Origin of the sequence: Marixanthomonas spongiae, from assembly GCF_003095375.1 — a bacterium.
GTDB lineage: Bacteria > Bacteroidota > Bacteroidia > Flavobacteriales > Flavobacteriaceae > Marixanthomonas > Marixanthomonas spongiae.
Genome location: NZ_QEHR01000001.1, coordinates 1 through 15,402 on the forward strand (window position 1 = coordinate 1; position 15,402 = coordinate 15,402).

The window sequence follows — 15,402 nt, forward strand, 5'->3', positions numbered from 1 at the left end:
ATACCCGTGACGAAAAAGCCTACCCAAAAAAATCTCAAGAGTCATACTTAGTTTAGTTTTTCAATATCGACACGGAACGTTCCCATCCCGTGTCTCGCTGTCAATTTCAATATATCAATGAACTTTTGTTCTCTAATTTTTCGCTGCTTTAACGTTAAATTAATTTCGTTATTTTAGCGGGTGCAAATGTACAACAGTTTTTTAATTCTGCAACACTTTTAAAAAATTATTTCAAAATATTTTTAGACCGTTGTTTGCTGCTTTTTGATTCAATTTTTATTGACTCATTAAGCGGGTGCAAATGTACAACAGTTTTTTAATTCTGCAACACTTTTTAAAAATTATTTTCAATAATTTTAAAGATCGTTGTTTGCTTGTAAAAACCTCTTACGTTGTTTTTGTAAGCGGGTGCAAAGATACATTGCTTTTCTACTTCTGCAAACAAAACACACCCTTTTTTTAAAGTTTTTTTAACCTGAACAGCTAAGTAGTTGATTTGTTTTATTTTAATTGAAAAATTAATTTTCGACTTTCTAAACACTCCTTTATACCTTAATATATATGCAATTTTTCATACTTTTCCCTGCGTTAGGGATTGAGTCTTTGTTGGAGCGCTTTTTTTTTGAACTTCGAACACCCTCAACCACCAACAAAAAAAGCGACTGAAGAAAGCCCGGCTGTTTCTTGTTTTTTTCTACAAGAAATAGAAACGCCCAAATAATAGACGTGAGATCACTTACTTCGACAAGCTCAGTACAGGTCGTTAATAGATAACTAAAACATTCTAATACAATCCTTCGTGATACAATGTTATGCTGTTTGGCAAGTATAAAACAATTATAACGGATCGATTATTTTCAAGAAAAACTAACCCATTGTATATTGTGAGACTTTTAAAACAGTAGTATCTTTGCTGCTTAAATTACTGTATTATGATACGCATTACCTTACCGGATGGAAGTGTAAAAGAATTTGAAGCTGGCGTTACTCCTATGGATGTAGCAAAAAGCATAAGCGAAGGGTTGGCCAGGAATGTAATTTCGGCTTCTTTCAATAATGAAACCGTAGAAACCAACACACCGCTTACCCAAGATGGTAGCCTAGTACTGTATACCTGGCGGGATAATGAGGGTAAACAAGCCTTCTGGCACTCTTCTGCCCATATCCTTGCCCAAGCTTTGGAAGAATTGTACCCAGGCGTTAAATTAACTATTGGCCCGGCAATTGAAAACGGGTTTTATTATGATGTGGATTTTGGCGAACATAGTGTATCTGAAAAAGATTTCCCTACCATAGAAAAAAAGATGCTGGAGATTGCCCGCGGAAAACACGAATTTTCCATGCGTGAGTCCTCGAAAGCCGATGCATTGGACTATTATAGAAAAGAGGGTAACGAATACAAAATAGAGTTAATTGAAAACCTGGAAGACGGCACGATAACCTTTTGCGATCACGACACGTTTACCGATTTATGCCGAGGCGGTCACATACCCAATACGGGAATGGTAAAAGCCATTAAATTGATGAGCATTGCCGGGGCCTATTGGCGCGGGGATGAAAACAACCCTCAGCTAACGCGTATCTATGGCATCACATTTCCGAAGCAAAAGGAACTTAAAGAATATCTTGCTTTATTAGAAGAAGCGAAAAAAAGAGATCATAGAAAATTAGGAAAAGAACTGGAACTGTTCACCTTTTCGCAGAAAGTAGGTCAAGGATTGCCCCTATGGCTTCCTAAGGGAGCTGCTCTTCGTGAACGTTTAGAGAATTTTCTCAAAAAAGCACAAAAGAAAGCTGGATATGAAATGGTCGCCACACCGCATATTGGCCAAAAAGAGCTCTATGTAACCTCGGGGCATTATGCAAAATACGGTGAGGACAGTTTTCAGCCCATTAATACTCCTAATGAAGGGGAAGAGTTTTTACTGAAACCCATGAACTGTCCGCACCATTGTGAAATATACAATAGCAAACCATGGTCTTATAAAGATTTGCCCAAGCGATTTGCCGAATTTGGAACAGTTTACAGGTATGAGCAAAGCGGAGAGCTGCATGGCCTTACGCGCGTTCGCGGATTTACCCAGGACGATGCTCACATATTTTGTACGCCCGATCAATTGGATGAAGAATTTATGAACGTCATCGATTTGGTGCTATATGTTTTCGGTTCGTTGGGTTTTGCAGATTTTACGGCTCAGGTTTCTTTACGCGATCCTGACAAGCCAGAAAAATATATAGGAAGTGATGAAAATTGGGAGAAAGCTGAGAATGCCATTCTCAATGCTGCAAAAGAAAAAGGGTTGAATTTTGTAGTTGAAACAGGCGAAGCGGCTTTCTACGGCCCTAAACTCGATTTTATGGTAAAAGATGCACTGGGCCGTAGTTGGCAATTGGGCACCATTCAAGTAGATTACACATTACCAGAACGGTTTGACCTTACCTATAAAGGCAGTGACAATGAATTGCACCGTCCCATTATGATACACCGCGCCCCTTTTGGCAGCTTAGAGCGTTTTGTCGCTATCTTACTGGAACATACCGGCGGTAATTTCCCTTTATGGCTTATGCCCGAGCAAGTTGCCATTCTATCTTTAAGCGAAAAATATGAAAAATACGCCCAAAAAGTTTTAAATTTGCTCGAAAATGACGAAATTCGCGCCCTTGTTGATAACCGAAATGAGACCATAGGGAAGAAAATCAGGGAATCTGAAATGAATAAAATACCCTATATGCTCATTGTTGGCGAGCAAGAAGAAACAGATGGAACGGTGTCGGTACGCAAACACAGCGACGGAGACATAGGAACTATGACCGTTTCTGAATTTTCGGATTTAATTAACAAGGAAATTGAAAATAATATTGTAGATTTTAAACAAGTTTAATCAAACCTGTTTTTTCAACAGGCCTAAAATAATTTATAGCCATAGCAATACGAAGAAAAAGAAGTAGAGGCCGAAGGGTCATTAAAGAAGATCAACACCGAATCAACAAAAAGATTCGAGCAGACGAAGTACGCCTTGTGGGCGACAATGTGGAGATGGATATTTATCCTACCAAAAAAGCATTGGAAATCGCACAGGAAATGGGACTGGATTTAGTAGAGATTTCTCCTAACGCCAAACCTCCCGTTTGTAAAGTGATGGACTACAAGAAATTTGTCTATGAACAAAAAAAGAGGGAAAAAGCCTTAAAAGCCAAAGCCTCTAAAGTAGTCGTAAAAGAAATCCGTTTTGGTCCCAATACTGATGATCACGATTACGAGTTCAAGAAAAACCACGCAGAAAAGTTTTTAAAAGACGGCGCAAAGTTAAAAGCGTATGTCTTTTTTAAAGGTAGATCCATAATCTATAAAGATAAAGGCGAGATTTTATTATTAAGGCTTGCTCAAGATTTGGAAGATGTAGGCAAAGTAGAACAAATGCCAAAATTGGAAGGCAAACGAATGATCATGTTCATGGCTCCTACCAAGAAATCAAAATAATATTTCAGCTTACAGCTTGAAAAAATTCAATCTTGCAGGAGCTTAGGGATATTTTTCTTGTGAATATAGCATTAAAATTAAAGTGAAATAAATAGTTAAAAGAAGCAGACATGCCAAAACAAAAAACAAAATCCAGTGCAAAAAAGCGATTTAAGCTTACCGGCACCGGTAAAATTAAAAGAAAGCACGCGTTTAAAAGCCACATCTTAACAAAGAAGTCTAAAAAACGCAAGCTAAAATTGACCCACGATGCTTTAGTACATAAAGCGGACGAGGACAATGTTAAGCAAATGCTTCGAATGAAGTAAACCGCTTAACCGGTTAAAACAAATTATTTAAACCCTGGAGCACGGCCATTTAAAGAATTCATAATTTTGAATTCAGAATTCAGAATTCAGAATTAGAATCGCCTGCTACAAAAACCTAGTAAAATTATGCCAAGATCAGTAAATTCAGTTGCTTCAAGAGCCCGAAGAAAAAAGGTGATTAAGCAAGCCAAAGGTTACTTTGGAAGACGTAAAAACGTTTGGACGATTGCCAAGAATGCTGTTGATAAAGCCATGCAGTATTCGTATCGCGACCGCCGAGCAAAAAAGAGAAATTTTAGATCCCTGTGGATCACTCGTATTAATGCAGGCGCACGCCAGCACGGGATGTCTTATTCAAAATTTATGGGACAGTTAAAAGCTAACGATATCGAATTGAACCGTAAGGTACTTGCAGATTTAGCCATGAACCACCCTGAAGCTTTCAAAGCCATTGTGGAGAAAGTAAAATAAATTTATAAACTGTATTTATTTCACTATACCGAAAGAGCCGCTCTTATTTTTTGAGCGGCTTTTTTAGTATAATCACTCTTAACTTTTAGTGCTAAAAAAAGCGCACATCAAAAATTCAATTTCTCTCTATCACCTGATCACTTTGATTAAGCGCTTCAACAAGATCTTATGATCTTTTCTCTGATAGATTTTATATCTTCGCTTAAGATTACGTTTTATGTCTTTTATTAGATGGTTGGCTCTAAACAATCCACAAAACCAATCACTTTATAAATTCTACTTTAGGACTTAATTCCTAACCATAAAAAGAAATATAATTGCCCATATAAACTATCAGTCCTAGATATTCCGTTCACTAAACGCACTTTAAATCATCACGGTTATATCAATAAAAAAAGCCCCGCAATTGCGAGGCCTTTGATACTGTTAAAGAGCTTTTACTTAGTTCTTAACGATTTTTTCAGTCAACGTACCTGCGCTAGTTTCTAATGAAAGAATGTAAACTCCGTTAGCAAGGCCAGAAACATTGATTTGACCATTTACCATTGATACGTTAGATTTTTTTCCTAACACATCATAAATAGCAACACCAGTAACTTCTACAGATGCTGGCGCATTAATGTTTAACACATCAGATGCTGGGTTTGGGTAAATAGATACTTGAGAAAGTGCATTTTCACCAACACTAAGAACCGGCTCTCCTACTACATTCATCACATAAGATTCTTGCCCTGCTACATCAGCTACAGGAGTAGGCACGTTAACACCACAATCTGCAGCTTGTAAATAACTTGGAGCCGTTTCACCATCTCCATTATTTCCAGGGAAATATGTCTCTCCTGCATTTGCTCCACTATCTCCAGCATTCACTTCAAAAACAACGATAGATCCACCTGGAACTGTGATATCAGCAGGAACTGTAACTAAACTAAGATCATCAGCTGAAGAAGCAGTATGAAGAACCCCATCAACAAATACTAAAGTAGCTACTTCTAAATCAATATTGTCTGCTACATAAACGTTCAAAAATAATTCTTTTCCATCATCGGCTGATCCTTGTCCAAACTCTAAAGATGAGATATTAAAATCACCGTCAGTAACGCCATAGTCTGTCAAATCGTAAGATCTGAAAAAACTGTTTTCACTATATGTTCCATCTCCAGAGTTCCAGCAAGCAACCCCGCCATCGGTAACGTCAACTGGGTTATTGGAATTTGTCAACACAATTTCCGCTCCCGTTCGTTCTGGAGCTGAAGAAGAACCTGAAGCGGTTATTTCAGCTGTATTCCCAGAAATTGATGTCTGTGCAATTGCCCCAACACTAAAAAGCGCAAAAGCAAATAATGTAATTTTTTTCATAATAAAAAGTTTAAAGTTTAATATTCTACCAACAAATATAACAAAGTGAATCGATAAAAAAAGCATTTATCCATAAATAAAATGTTAAAAAAAGAAATCTTAAACCGCCAGCACTTACTATATTTGCTGAAAAGAACCCGCATTCATGAAAAAAACAGTTGCTATTTGTTTCGCACTCATTGTATTGTACTCGTGTACCTCAAACAATCAAAATAAAGACGAACTGAAACCTACCGTATTTGAAAAAACCAAAGGGACAAAAACCGGAACCTACACCCAGGTAATGGATTTTTACAACACCTTGGCCAAACAATACAGGTCTATCGCCCTATACACTATGCAACAAACCGATGCTGGCGAACCTTTGTCTCTGGTAACCTTTAACCCCAACCGCAGTTTTGAGTCTGAATTCAACAATAGAGAAGAAAAAATAGTGCTGCTTATCAATAACGGTATCCATCCCGGCGAACCCGACGGCATCGATGCGTCCATGCTATTGATGCGCGATCTGGCCGAAGGAAAAATAGAAGCCCCAAAAAACACCATTATATCGGTCATTCCCATTTACAATATTGGAGGTGCCCTAAACCGGAACAGCCACAGCCGCACCAACCAGAACGGCCCTAAAGAATATGGTTTTCGTGGCAATGCGCGTAATTACGACCTTAACCGCGACTTTGTAAAAGCCGACACCAAAAATGCACGCGCTTTTACCAACCTTTTCCGTACCGTGAAGCCCGATGTGTTTATAGACAATCACGTAAGCAACGGTGCCGATTACCAGTACACACTTACCCACCTATTTACCCAACACGATAAATTGGGCGGCGAACTGGGCACTTATGTGCATCAAGCGTTGATGCCCCAGTTAGAGGACTCGCTTCATCAAAAAAATTGGGACATCACCCCATATGTTAATGTGTTTAACCGAACGCCCGAAAGCGGATTCTCCCAATTTAAAGATTCACCACGGTACTCCACAGGCTATGCCGCCTTATTCAACACCATTGGGATGATGGTGGAAACACATATGCTGAAACCCTATAAAGACCGGGTGAAAGGTACATACGAGTTGATGAAAAGCATGATCAATATCGTGGATAAAGATGCCGAATTGATACAGCAGCTACGCAACTCCAATAAAATGACCTACAAGGCCGGCACTACTTATCCTGTGCAATGGGAGGTGGACAGCACCAAAACCTCCACCCTACAATTCAAAGGTTACGAAGGCCACATAATCGACAGCAAGCTTACCGGCGCCAAACGGTTGAAATACGACCGCAACAAACCCTATACAAAAGAAATAACCTATTATGATTATTTTAAGTCTAAAAAATCGGTTACCATCCCGGAGTATTACATTATCCCAAAAGGGTACTGGAATGTGGTCGATTTGCTGAAACAGAACAAAATAGAACTTCAGCAAGTGAAAAAAGACACAATAATCACTGCGGAAGTATATAAAATCGAAAGCTATGAAACCGTTAAAAACCCCTACGAAGGTCATTATTTGCATTATAATACCGAAGTAAGCCGCAACACCGAAAAAGTGCGCATACAAAAAGGCGACTATTTGGCTAAAACCAACCAAGATGGCGTTCGTTATTTGGTGGAAACCTTAGAGCCTACCGCTACCGATTCGTTTTTCAACTGGAATTTTTTCGACACTATTTTACAGCAAAAAGAAGGGTTCTCACCTTATGTTTGGGAAGACAAGGCCGAAACGTTTTTAAACGAAAACCCCGAGATTAAAAAAGCGTTTGAGGCCAAAAAGGAAAACGATCCCAGTTTTGCCAAAAATTGGTACGCGCAACTGGACTGGATCCACAAGCAATCGCCCTATTATGAGGCTTCACACCTCCGTTACCCTATCGTTAGGGTGGGTGGTTAAATATTCCTTCGGAAAAAGCAGCTTGATGTTTTCGTAGCTTTTGGTTAAAGCTTTTTGCGATTTTTCGAAGTTTTTCCAGGTTGCTTTTTTTATTCCCTCTTTTTCTTCTGGGCGCAGTTCATCTTCGTAGGTGCTGTACATTTTATACCAATAGGTAACTTTTAATTTAAATTTCCCATTGCGCTTGAATACATGGTAGGTTTTCATTAAAAAGTCGCGCACTTCAAGGTCATCCACGCCGGTTTCTTCTTTTACTTCGCGCACGGCAGCATCTTCATGGCTTTCCCTTTTTTCGATTTTGCCCTTTGGCAGGTCCCATTTTTTGTTTCGGAAAATAAAAAGGATTTCTTTTTTATCGTTGAAGACCATCCCGCCGGCCGCTTCGACCACAGGGAGTTTTTTCCGCAGAAACCGTTCCAATTTCTCTTCGTTTTTATGGTAAAGGTTCACATACTGCAACTGGCCTTTATTGATTTTTTTTATCAGTTTTTTAAACCGTACCAATTCAATGGGGATGGAAGTATACTGTTCGCCAATATTTTCTTCGGTTGAAAGGATTATGGGAATATCTTTAACAAAAACTTTATACATTTGCAGTATGATTTTAAACAAAGAAACCGCACAAAAAACGGCCGAGTTGCTATTGCAAATTAATGCAATAAAATTACAACCGCAAAACCCGTTTACGTGGGCATCGGGATGGAAATCGCCAATTTATTGCGACAACCGCATTACCCTCTCCTACCCCACCATTAGAAATTACCTCAAGGAAAACTTGGCAAAACAAGTAGAAGTACTTTACGGAAAACCCGATATCATTGCTGGGGTAGCCACTGGTGCCATAGGCATAGGCGCTTTGGTGGCCGATGCTTTGGGACTTCCTTTTTGCTATGTAAGGCCCGAAGCCAAAAAGCACGGACGGCAAAATAAAATTGAAGGCTTTGTCCAGCCCAATCAACATGTGGTAATTGTCGAAGACCTCATCAGTACAGGCAACAGCAGTTTAATGGCGGCAAAAGCTTTGCAAGAAGCAAACCTTCACGTAAAGGGGATGCTGGCCATTTTTACTTATGGTTTTTCTGTTTCAGAAGAAAATTTCAACAAAAACAACATCGAGCTGCATACCTTGAGCGATTACGACCACTTATTGCAACAAGCCGAAAAGTCCAGTTATATTTCTTCCGTAGAAAAAACACTGCTTTCCACTTGGCGAATGGATCCTGCCAATTGGAACCCACAAATAAAATAATTCTAAATAAAGCATATACTACCTTAATGAACTTAACCAGTAAAAAAGTAACCTTAAACAAATCAGGCGAAGAACTTTGCCTTTTTTTAAGTGATGTGAAGAATTTTGAGCAACTCATGCCCGAAAACATCAACAAATTTGAAATGATACGCGAAAACGCCTTCGTCTTTGCCTTAAAAGGCATGCCCGAAATTGCCCTGGAGGTAAAAAAATCCAACCCGCCCAATGAAGTGGTTTTAGGGGCCATAAGCGACAAACTACCTTTCACGCTAACCGCCAATGTGGAACCGGTTGATGACAACACCTCTAAGGCCGAGCTTTTATTTGAAGGCGATTTCAACAGCATGATGGCCATGATGATTAAAAGTCCCATTTCAAAATTTTTGGATACGCTTACCACTAATATGGAAAAACTTTAATGCCGCTATATCTTTATTAAAGTTCGTTCTGTTTCTTACTCACCAGACAAGGATAAGTAGCCCGTGGAGCCAGAAAGGTTACCGCCCAAAATACTAGTTAACAGGCACTAACCTTAATATAACAGCTTAATTTCTTTCATCTGAAATTGCTCCATGGCTCCATTTTCATGCTCCACCAGTAAAGCACCAGAAGCTGCAATTCCGGTTATGATCCCGTTGAAATGCGTTCCGCAAGGCCGTTGAAAAGTTGAAACCTTATTTTTTCTGAAAAGTGCCGCTTCATATTCCTGTTTTATAACCTGAAAATCAGTTTCGGGAATGCTCCTGAGCCTATTGAGCACTTCATTGGCTACGGCATGAAAAACTGCTTCTACATCAAATTTTTTCCCTGTCGATATTCTCATAGATGTTGCCATTGGCAGGTTGTCAAAACCTGTTTGGTTTACATTTAAACCAATTCCTGAAATACAGGTGGTTATGGCTGCCTGTTGCAAAGTGTTTTCAATCAAAACACCACACAGCTTTTTTGAACGTGACAAGATGTCGTTAGGCCATTTTATGGCAACAGCCGGTACTTCAAGGCTGTTTAAAACATCTTTTACCGCCAAGGCTGTTAGCATAACCAGCAAAAACTGTTGGTCTGCAGGCAAACTATAAACACGTTTAAACACACTAAATGTAAGGCTTTCCCCTACTTTTGAATACCACATAGCCGTGCGTTGTCCACGTCCTGCCCGTTGGTGTTTTGCACATACTACCACCTCGTCTTCCAGCAAAACTTCTTTGTTTAATTGCTTTAAGTAGGTATTGGTTGAGTCAATGGCATTAAGTTTGATTATCTTCACATGTAAAATATTAGTGCTATATCCTTTTTTTAGGGTATCAAGAAACAAAAAAGTAATAACTTTGCGAAAATTAAATTAGGTTAATGTCGAAGAAAGAGCAAGAAACAGATCAACTTATTACACAGATATTAAAAGGGATTGAAGATGTAAAGGGGAAAGATATTCAAATTCTGGACCTTAGGGATATAGAAAACACCGTTTGCGATTATTTCATTATATGCAATGGTTCCTCAAACACGCAGGTAAACGCCATTGTCAACTCCATTCAAAAAACCGTTAGCAAAACATTAAAGGAAAAACCCTGGCATGTTGAAGGTAGCAACAATGCCGAATGGATATTAATGGATTTTGTGCACGTGGTCGTTCATGTGTTCCAAAAACATATTCGGGAATTTTACGATATAGAAGGATTGTGGGGAGACGCCAAATCTGTTAAAATTGAAACAACTTACTAAAGAAGAAAAGCCTTATGGCATTAGAAAATAATAAAAAGGGCAATAAGCCCCAGGGCAACAAGCCAGAGAACAAGAAACCGAAATTCAGTAATTATTGGATTTATGCGGCCATATTCTTATTGTTTATGGGAATACAATTTTTTGGCGGCGGCAGCTGGGCACAACCCGAAAAAACAACAAAATCACAGTTTGAACAGTTTTTGAGAGAAGGCGACGTAGCCAAGGTCAAGATTGTAAACAATAAAATTGCCAAGGTTTTCCTTACTGAAGAAGCAAAAAGCAAAGATATTCACTCTAGGTCCACGGGCAACAGTATGCTGGATCCCGGCCCTAACGATCCTAATTATCAGTTTCAATTTGGTGATGAACAGAATTTTGAAAATGACATTAACAGGATAAAAGAAGAAAACAACCTCGACACCCAGCTTGTCTGGGACACCGAGGAAAATATGTGGGGCGACCTATTGATAACCCTATTGCCTTTTGTGGTGATCATCGCTATTTGGATTTTCATTATGAGAAGGATGTCTGCCGGTTCGGGCGGAGGTCCTGGCGGACAGATTTTCAATATAGGAAAATCCAAAGCCAAGCTTTTTGATGAAAAAACAGATGTAAAAGCGAGCTTTAAAGATGTAGCCGGATTAGAAGGAGCCAAAGAAGAAGTACAGGAAATCGTAGATTTTCTTAAAAACCCCGAAAAGTACACCTCCCTTGGAGGTAAAATACCAAAAGGCGCCTTATTGGTTGGCCCTCCAGGTACAGGTAAAACCTTATTGGCAAAAGCTGTTGCAGGCGAAGCGAAAGTTCCGTTTTTCTCGCTGTCTGGTTCCGATTTTGTTGAAATGTTCGTAGGTGTGGGTGCTTCGCGGGTGCGAGACCTGTTTAAACAAGCCAAGGAAAAATCACCATCCATTATATTTATCGATGAAATTGACGCTATTGGCCGAGCTCGGGGAAAAAGCAATTTCTCCGGTTCTAACGATGAGCGGGAAAACACCTTGAACCAGTTATTGACCGAAATGGATGGCTTTGGCACCAATACCAATGTCATTGTTTTGGCCGCAACCAACCGTGCCGATGTACTGGATAAAGCCTTGATGCGTGCCGGGCGTTTTGACAGGCAAATTTATGTGGACCTGCCCGACGTTCGCGAGCGCAAGGAGATTTTTGAAGTTCACTTGCGACCGTTAAAAATAGACGATTCATTAGATACAGACTTCTTGGCAAAGCAAACCCCAGGTTTTTCAGGTGCCGATATTGCCAATGTTTGTAACGAGGCGGCATTGATCGCTGCTCGTAAAGAAAGAGAATCGGTTGGCAAGCAAGATTTCCTCGATGCCGTGGACCGTATTGTAGGCGGTTTGGAAAAGAAAAACAAAATCATCACTCCAGATGAGAAAAAGGCCATTGCCTATCACGAAGCCGGTCACGCCACGGTAAGTTGGATGTTGGAGCACGCCGCACCACTGGTAAAAGTGACTATTGTACCCCGCGGTCAATCGCTGGGTGCTGCTTGGTATTTACCAGAAGAGCGTTTAATTGTGCGTCCCGAGCAAATGCTGGACGAAATGTGCGCCGCCTTGGGAGGTAGGGCCGCAGAAAAAGTGATCTTCAATAAAATAAGCACCGGTGCCCTAAGCGATCTTGAAAAGATTACCAAACAGGCACGGGCTATGGTCACCATTTATGGCCTTAATGAAAAAGTAGGAAACCTTACGTATTACGATTCCAGTGGGCAAAATGAATATAATTTCAACAAGCCTTATAGCGAAAAAACTGCCGAAATAATTGACAAGGAAATTTCAAACTTAATTGAAGCGCAATACCAAAGAGCCTTGGACTTGCTGGAAAACAATAAGGACAAGCTTACTGAACTTGCTGAAGAGTTGCTTGAAAAAGAAGTGATTTTCAAAGAAAGTTTAGAGCGTATTTTTGGTGAACGTCCTTTCAAAAAAGATAAAGAAAATAAAATAATAGATAAAAAAGACGATAATAAAGAGGACGATAACGACGACAACGAAGGAAACCAAGAGAACGAAGAAGAAAAGGTAGCGACCAATTAAACTTCTTTTTGCTTGCAAGGGTCAATTCTTATCGTTAGATTTCATATATTTGAAGTTAAACGCATTACAAACTCCTCAATTAACAATGCATGAGTCTGTTTAAGAGACTTTTAAACCCCAAGAAACACAAGTCAGACGAAAAAGCCAAACAGTCTGACACAAGCAAATATTACCCAGAAGAAAAACTTCCTATCGACGAGAAGTTTACCTATAACTTCAACAAGAACGGCGGAAAGTTCTTGTATTGTGAGTCCATGGATGAAATTTTAGAGGCTTTTGACAATATTTTAATTGAAAACGATTGGTACGAACGCGATGTTTTTTGTGTAGATAAAAACCTCGCTTCCCGTTTTGACGGTTTCAACCTCAACTTTACCCAAAAGGGCAATACCACGTTTTTTTTGACTACCTGTGAATCTTTAGTGGCCAAAAACGGTTCTATCCTGTTATCATCAAACCAGATCAAAGAAAAAAAATTGAGCGAACTGCCGTTCAATTTTGTTGTTTTTGCCACTACAAGTCAACTGGTCGATACCATAAGCGAAGGGTTGCGCATCATAAAAAACCGCAATACCAAACAGATTCCTACAAATATCACTACCATTCAGGACTTTGAAACCGATAAAGAAAAGGACTTCATGAGTTACGGAAGTAGCACAAAAAACCTATATTTGTTGCTATTGGAAGACCTATAATATGAAGGAATTTATCGTGCGAACCCTATCGGGTGTGCTCTACATTTCGATAGTTATTATTTCTATGTTTACCTCGCATGAATGGTTTATGGCGTTGTTCTTTATACTTTCCATCGTTACCTTAAGTGAATTTTTAAAGCTGATACACTTAAAAAGTATTCTGGCCTATATTTTATTGGCAGGTTTTCTTTATTTTTTCAGTTATTCCATATTCGACGACAATGCCGTGACCTTGCTGCTCATTTTATGCTGTTTTGTCAACCTGTTTCTTTTAAAGGACGTGCTTTGGGTAAGTAAAATCCCTATGTTTGAAAAGAAGAAGTACGTTGCCATTATTCTATACTTAATAAGCGGCTTTGTGTTTTTAACCCTTATTCCGTTGCACGATGGTAATTTTATTCCTGAATTGATTGGCGGTGTTTTTTTCTTGATTTGGTTCAACGATTCATTCGCCTATCTCATTGGCAAGAACTTCGGTAAAAGAAAACTTTTGGAGCGTATATCTCCAAAAAAAACCGTGGAGGGATTTCTTGGCGGATTGGCCGGTGCTGTTTTGGCAAGTTTTCTTATATTTAAGTGTTTGGAAGCATACCAGCCCGAGCTTACCTTGACATATACGCTAATGGTCTGGATTTTAATGGCCGTTTTTGCATCGGTCTTTGGCACCATTGGCGACTTAATTCAGTCAAAATTCAAAAGACAGGCCGGTGTTAAGGACAGCGGGATATTAATGCCCGGACACGGCGGATTGTACGACAGGCTTGACAGCATCATTTTTGCAAGCCCTTTTATTTACGCTTTTTTACAAATAGTTTACTATGTTTCATAAAGAAGGACATAAAATAATTTTAATAGCACTTGTACTCTGTATTGTGCTGAGCCTTGTGGCCGACTACTTCGTTGAAAATTCATTTATCAAAGGAGGGATCATTATTTCGTTAATCGTTCTGTTGGTATTGATTCTGCAGTTTTTCAGAAACCCCAAACGTGCTTTTAATACAGACGACAACCACGTATTATCACCGGTTGATGGTAAAGTTGTAGTTATAGAAGAGGTATTTGAAAAAGAATACTACAACGAAAAAAGAATACAGGTATCGGTATTCATGTCGCCGGTAAACGTGCATGTAACCCGTTATCCGGTAGGTGGTGATGTGGTGTACAGCAAGTACCATCCCGGTAAGTTTTTAGTGGCTTGGCACCCAAAATCTTCCGAGGAGAACGAACGCACCACGGTAGTGGTAAAATCGGAAAAATTTGGTGATGTACTGCACCGCCAAATAGCTGGTGCCATGGCGAAGCGAATCGTCAATTATGCCAAAGAAGGCCAAACCGTAAACCAGGCAGACGACAGCGGATTTATTAAATTTGGTTCGCGGGTAGACGTTTTTTTACCTTTGAATGCAAAAATTGACGTGAGCCTAAATCAAAAAGTGAAAGGGGGAATTACCCCATTGGCATCAACATGAACGATAAAGAGTTAGATACTGCCTTTAAAAAAGCGGTCGATAGCATCAATGCGCACCAAAAACCGTTTCCCGCAGATGTTCTCTTGCGCCTATACGCTTATTACAAACGGGCAACCAGTGATGCACATCCCACCCCGAGCAGCAAACCGCTTATTTCTGCTTTTAAAACCAATGCGCTGTTTCAAACAAAAGGCATGACTACCCGCGAGGCTAAATTAAAGTATATAGAAGCGGTAAACACTTACTTTTTGTACCGGAAATAAAGTAATACGATTTAAGACGAAATATGGCGTAGTATCCTCTTGTCGAAATGACTTCGGAATGACTGGGATAGCAATACTGAATAATAGCTAAAACAATATAGTTATTGCTGTTGCGCTTTGTTGAATTTTATTTCATATTCATCAATAGCTTCTGCAATTTTATCCACATTGGCCGATGCTTTTTCATGGGCCTCTTCCATTGCTTTCTCCAAGTCTTTGTCCGGATTTTGAAAAAGGTCGGTTATTACGTGGTTAATTTTGTCAATAATGCTTTCTTGGCTGTTTTTAATATCTTCCAATTTATTCAACATCCCTTGCATTTGGTCATACTTTGCCTGGTCCATAATTATGATTTTTACTCAAATTACAGGCAATGCGTTGTATTCAAAAGAAAATTAACGCCTTGTTTGTAGGAAATTAAGAAAATTTAA

Annotated in this window: 17 protein-coding genes; 13 read left to right on the plus strand and 4 right to left on the minus strand. The window is 39.4% G+C overall.

What is annotated here, in order from left to right; genetic code table 11:
- Window positions 1-932 precede the first annotated feature (932 nt).
- The 4 genes from thrS (at window position 933) to rplT (ending at window position 4,260) form a co-directional block, all read left to right on the plus strand.
- Window positions 933-2,882, plus strand: coding sequence for a threonine--tRNA ligase (thrS, locus tag DDV96_RS00010; RefSeq protein WP_116692692.1), 1,950 nt, complete (start codon window positions 933-935; stop codon window positions 2,880-2,882).
- A gap of 80 nt (window positions 2,883-2,962) precedes the next feature.
- Window positions 2,963-3,481, plus strand: coding sequence for a translation initiation factor IF-3 (gene infC / locus DDV96_RS00015; protein WP_262497868.1), 519 nt, complete (start codon window positions 2,963-2,965; stop codon window positions 3,479-3,481).
- Between the two features lie 110 nt (window positions 3,482-3,591).
- Window positions 3,592-3,789 (plus strand): 50S ribosomal protein L35, encoded by a 198-nt coding sequence (gene rpmI, locus DDV96_RS00020; protein ID WP_116692694.1) that lies wholly within the window; start codon window positions 3,592-3,594, stop codon window positions 3,787-3,789.
- A 126-nt stretch (window positions 3,790-3,915) separates the two neighbouring features.
- Window positions 3,916-4,260, plus strand: a complete 345-nt coding sequence (gene rplT / locus DDV96_RS00025) for a 50S ribosomal protein L20 (protein ID WP_116692695.1) — start codon at window positions 3,916-3,918, stop codon at window positions 4,258-4,260.
- 441 nt (window positions 4,261-4,701) lie between these two features.
- Here the strand turns inward: rplT and DDV96_RS00030 are convergent, their stop codons facing one another.
- Window positions 4,702-5,619 (minus strand): T9SS type A sorting domain-containing protein, encoded by a 918-nt coding sequence (locus tag DDV96_RS00030; RefSeq protein ID WP_165805934.1) that lies wholly within the window; start codon window positions 5,617-5,619, stop codon window positions 4,702-4,704.
- A gap of 145 nt (window positions 5,620-5,764) precedes the next feature.
- Between DDV96_RS00030 and DDV96_RS00035 the strand changes: the two genes are divergently transcribed.
- A complete protein-coding gene (locus tag DDV96_RS00035; protein WP_116692697.1) occupies window positions 5,765-7,513 on the plus strand; it encodes a M14 family metallopeptidase in 1,749 nt (582 codons plus the stop codon).
- Here DDV96_RS00035 and DDV96_RS00040 read toward each other — a convergent pair.
- Window positions 7,475-8,104 carry an NUDIX hydrolase gene (locus tag DDV96_RS00040; protein WP_116692698.1) on the minus strand — a complete coding sequence of 210 codons (630 nt, stop codon included), beginning with the start codon at window positions 8,102-8,104 and terminating at the stop codon, window positions 7,475-7,477. The two genes, DDV96_RS00035 and DDV96_RS00040, sit on opposite strands and share 39 nt — an antisense overlap.
- Window positions 8,105-8,111: 7 nt before the next feature.
- Here DDV96_RS00040 and pyrE point away from each other — a divergent pair, with 7 nt between their 5' ends.
- Both pyrE and DDV96_RS00050 read left to right on the plus strand, forming a co-directional pair.
- Window positions 8,112-8,762 carry an orotate phosphoribosyltransferase gene (pyrE, locus tag DDV96_RS00045; protein ID WP_116692699.1) on the plus strand — a complete coding sequence of 217 codons (651 nt, stop codon included), beginning with the start codon at window positions 8,112-8,114 and terminating at the stop codon, window positions 8,760-8,762.
- 26 nt (window positions 8,763-8,788) lie between these two features.
- On the plus strand, window positions 8,789-9,181 hold the full coding sequence (locus DDV96_RS00050) for an SRPBCC family protein (RefSeq protein ID WP_116692700.1): 393 nt from the start codon (window positions 8,789-8,791) through the stop codon (window positions 9,179-9,181).
- Window positions 9,182-9,294: 113 nt separating this feature from the next.
- Here the strand turns inward: DDV96_RS00050 and DDV96_RS00055 are convergent, their stop codons facing one another.
- The gene (locus DDV96_RS00055) at window positions 9,295-10,026 is read right to left on the minus strand and encodes a biotin--[acetyl-CoA-carboxylase] ligase (RefSeq protein WP_165805935.1); all 732 of its coding nucleotides are present in this window, start codon (window positions 10,024-10,026) and stop codon (window positions 9,295-9,297) included.
- Window positions 10,027-10,109: 83 nt separating this feature from the next.
- On the opposite strand from DDV96_RS00055, the gene rsfS reads away from it, so the two are divergent.
- The 6 genes from rsfS to DDV96_RS00085 all read left to right on the plus strand — a co-directional run bounded on the left by rsfS (window position 10,110) and on the right by DDV96_RS00085 (window position 14,971).
- Window positions 10,110-10,481, plus strand: a complete 372-nt coding sequence (gene rsfS, locus DDV96_RS00060) for a ribosome silencing factor (RefSeq protein ID WP_116692702.1) — start codon at window positions 10,110-10,112, stop codon at window positions 10,479-10,481.
- 14 nt (window positions 10,482-10,495) lie between these two features.
- Window positions 10,496-12,544, plus strand: coding sequence for an ATP-dependent zinc metalloprotease FtsH (gene ftsH / locus DDV96_RS00065; protein ID WP_116692703.1), 2,049 nt, complete (start codon window positions 10,496-10,498; stop codon window positions 12,542-12,544).
- A gap of 89 nt (window positions 12,545-12,633) precedes the next feature.
- Window positions 12,634-13,239, plus strand: a complete 606-nt coding sequence (locus DDV96_RS00070) for an LUD domain-containing protein (protein ID WP_116692704.1) — start codon at window positions 12,634-12,636, stop codon at window positions 13,237-13,239.
- Window position 13,240: 1 nt separating this feature from the next.
- Window positions 13,241-14,068: a phosphatidate cytidylyltransferase gene (locus DDV96_RS00075; RefSeq protein ID WP_116692705.1), complete on the plus strand. Its 828-nt coding sequence runs from the start codon at window positions 13,241-13,243 to the stop codon at window positions 14,066-14,068.
- On the plus strand, window positions 14,058-14,708 hold the full coding sequence (locus tag DDV96_RS00080; RefSeq protein ID WP_116692706.1) for a phosphatidylserine decarboxylase family protein: 651 nt from the start codon (window positions 14,058-14,060) through the stop codon (window positions 14,706-14,708). Before DDV96_RS00075 ends, DDV96_RS00080 begins: the two co-directional genes overlap by 11 nt.
- Window positions 14,705-14,971, plus strand: coding sequence for an acyl-CoA-binding protein (locus DDV96_RS00085; RefSeq protein ID WP_116692707.1), 267 nt, complete (start codon window positions 14,705-14,707; stop codon window positions 14,969-14,971). Before DDV96_RS00080 ends, DDV96_RS00085 begins: the two co-directional genes overlap by 4 nt.
- Before the next feature lie 101 nt (window positions 14,972-15,072).
- Here DDV96_RS00085 and DDV96_RS00090 read toward each other — a convergent pair whose 3' ends face one another.
- Window positions 15,073-15,315: a hypothetical protein gene (locus DDV96_RS00090; RefSeq protein WP_116692708.1), complete on the minus strand. Its 243-nt coding sequence runs from the start codon at window positions 15,313-15,315 to the stop codon at window positions 15,073-15,075.
- Window positions 15,316-15,402: the final 87 nt, after the last annotated feature.

Bases quoted from the DNA above. Each gene is read 5' to 3' on its own strand.
- thrS (WP_116692692.1), top strand. From the start codon at position 933: ATGATACGCATTACCTTACCGGATGGAAGTGTAAAAGAATTTGAAGCT.
- rpmI (WP_116692694.1), top strand. From the start codon at position 3,592: ATGCCAAAACAAAAAACAAAATCCAGTGCAAAAAAGCGATTTAAGCTT.
- rplT (WP_116692695.1), top strand. From the start codon at position 3,916: ATGCCAAGATCAGTAAATTCAGTTGCTTCAAGAGCCCGAAGAAAAAAG.
- DDV96_RS00030 (WP_165805934.1), bottom strand. From the start codon at position 5,619: ATGAAAAAAATTACATTATTTGCTTTTGCGCTTTTTAGTGTTGGGGCA.
- DDV96_RS00035 (WP_116692697.1), top strand. From the start codon at position 5,765: ATGAAAAAAACAGTTGCTATTTGTTTCGCACTCATTGTATTGTACTCG.
- DDV96_RS00040 (WP_116692698.1), bottom strand. From the start codon at position 8,104: ATGTATAAAGTTTTTGTTAAAGATATTCCCATAATCCTTTCAACCGAA.
- pyrE (WP_116692699.1), top strand. From the start codon at position 8,112: ATGATTTTAAACAAAGAAACCGCACAAAAAACGGCCGAGTTGCTATTG.
- DDV96_RS00050 (WP_116692700.1), top strand. From the start codon at position 8,789: ATGAACTTAACCAGTAAAAAAGTAACCTTAAACAAATCAGGCGAAGAA.
- rsfS (WP_116692702.1), top strand. From the start codon at position 10,110: ATGTCGAAGAAAGAGCAAGAAACAGATCAACTTATTACACAGATATTA.
- ftsH (WP_116692703.1), top strand. From the start codon at position 10,496: ATGGCATTAGAAAATAATAAAAAGGGCAATAAGCCCCAGGGCAACAAG.
- DDV96_RS00070 (WP_116692704.1), top strand. From the start codon at position 12,634: ATGAGTCTGTTTAAGAGACTTTTAAACCCCAAGAAACACAAGTCAGAC.
- DDV96_RS00075 (WP_116692705.1), top strand. From the start codon at position 13,241: ATGAAGGAATTTATCGTGCGAACCCTATCGGGTGTGCTCTACATTTCG.
- DDV96_RS00080 (WP_116692706.1), top strand. From the start codon at position 14,058: ATGTTTCATAAAGAAGGACATAAAATAATTTTAATAGCACTTGTACTC.
- DDV96_RS00085 (WP_116692707.1), top strand. From the start codon at position 14,705: ATGAACGATAAAGAGTTAGATACTGCCTTTAAAAAAGCGGTCGATAGC.
- DDV96_RS00090 (WP_116692708.1), bottom strand. From the start codon at position 15,315: ATGGACCAGGCAAAGTATGACCAAATGCAAGGGATGTTGAATAAATTG.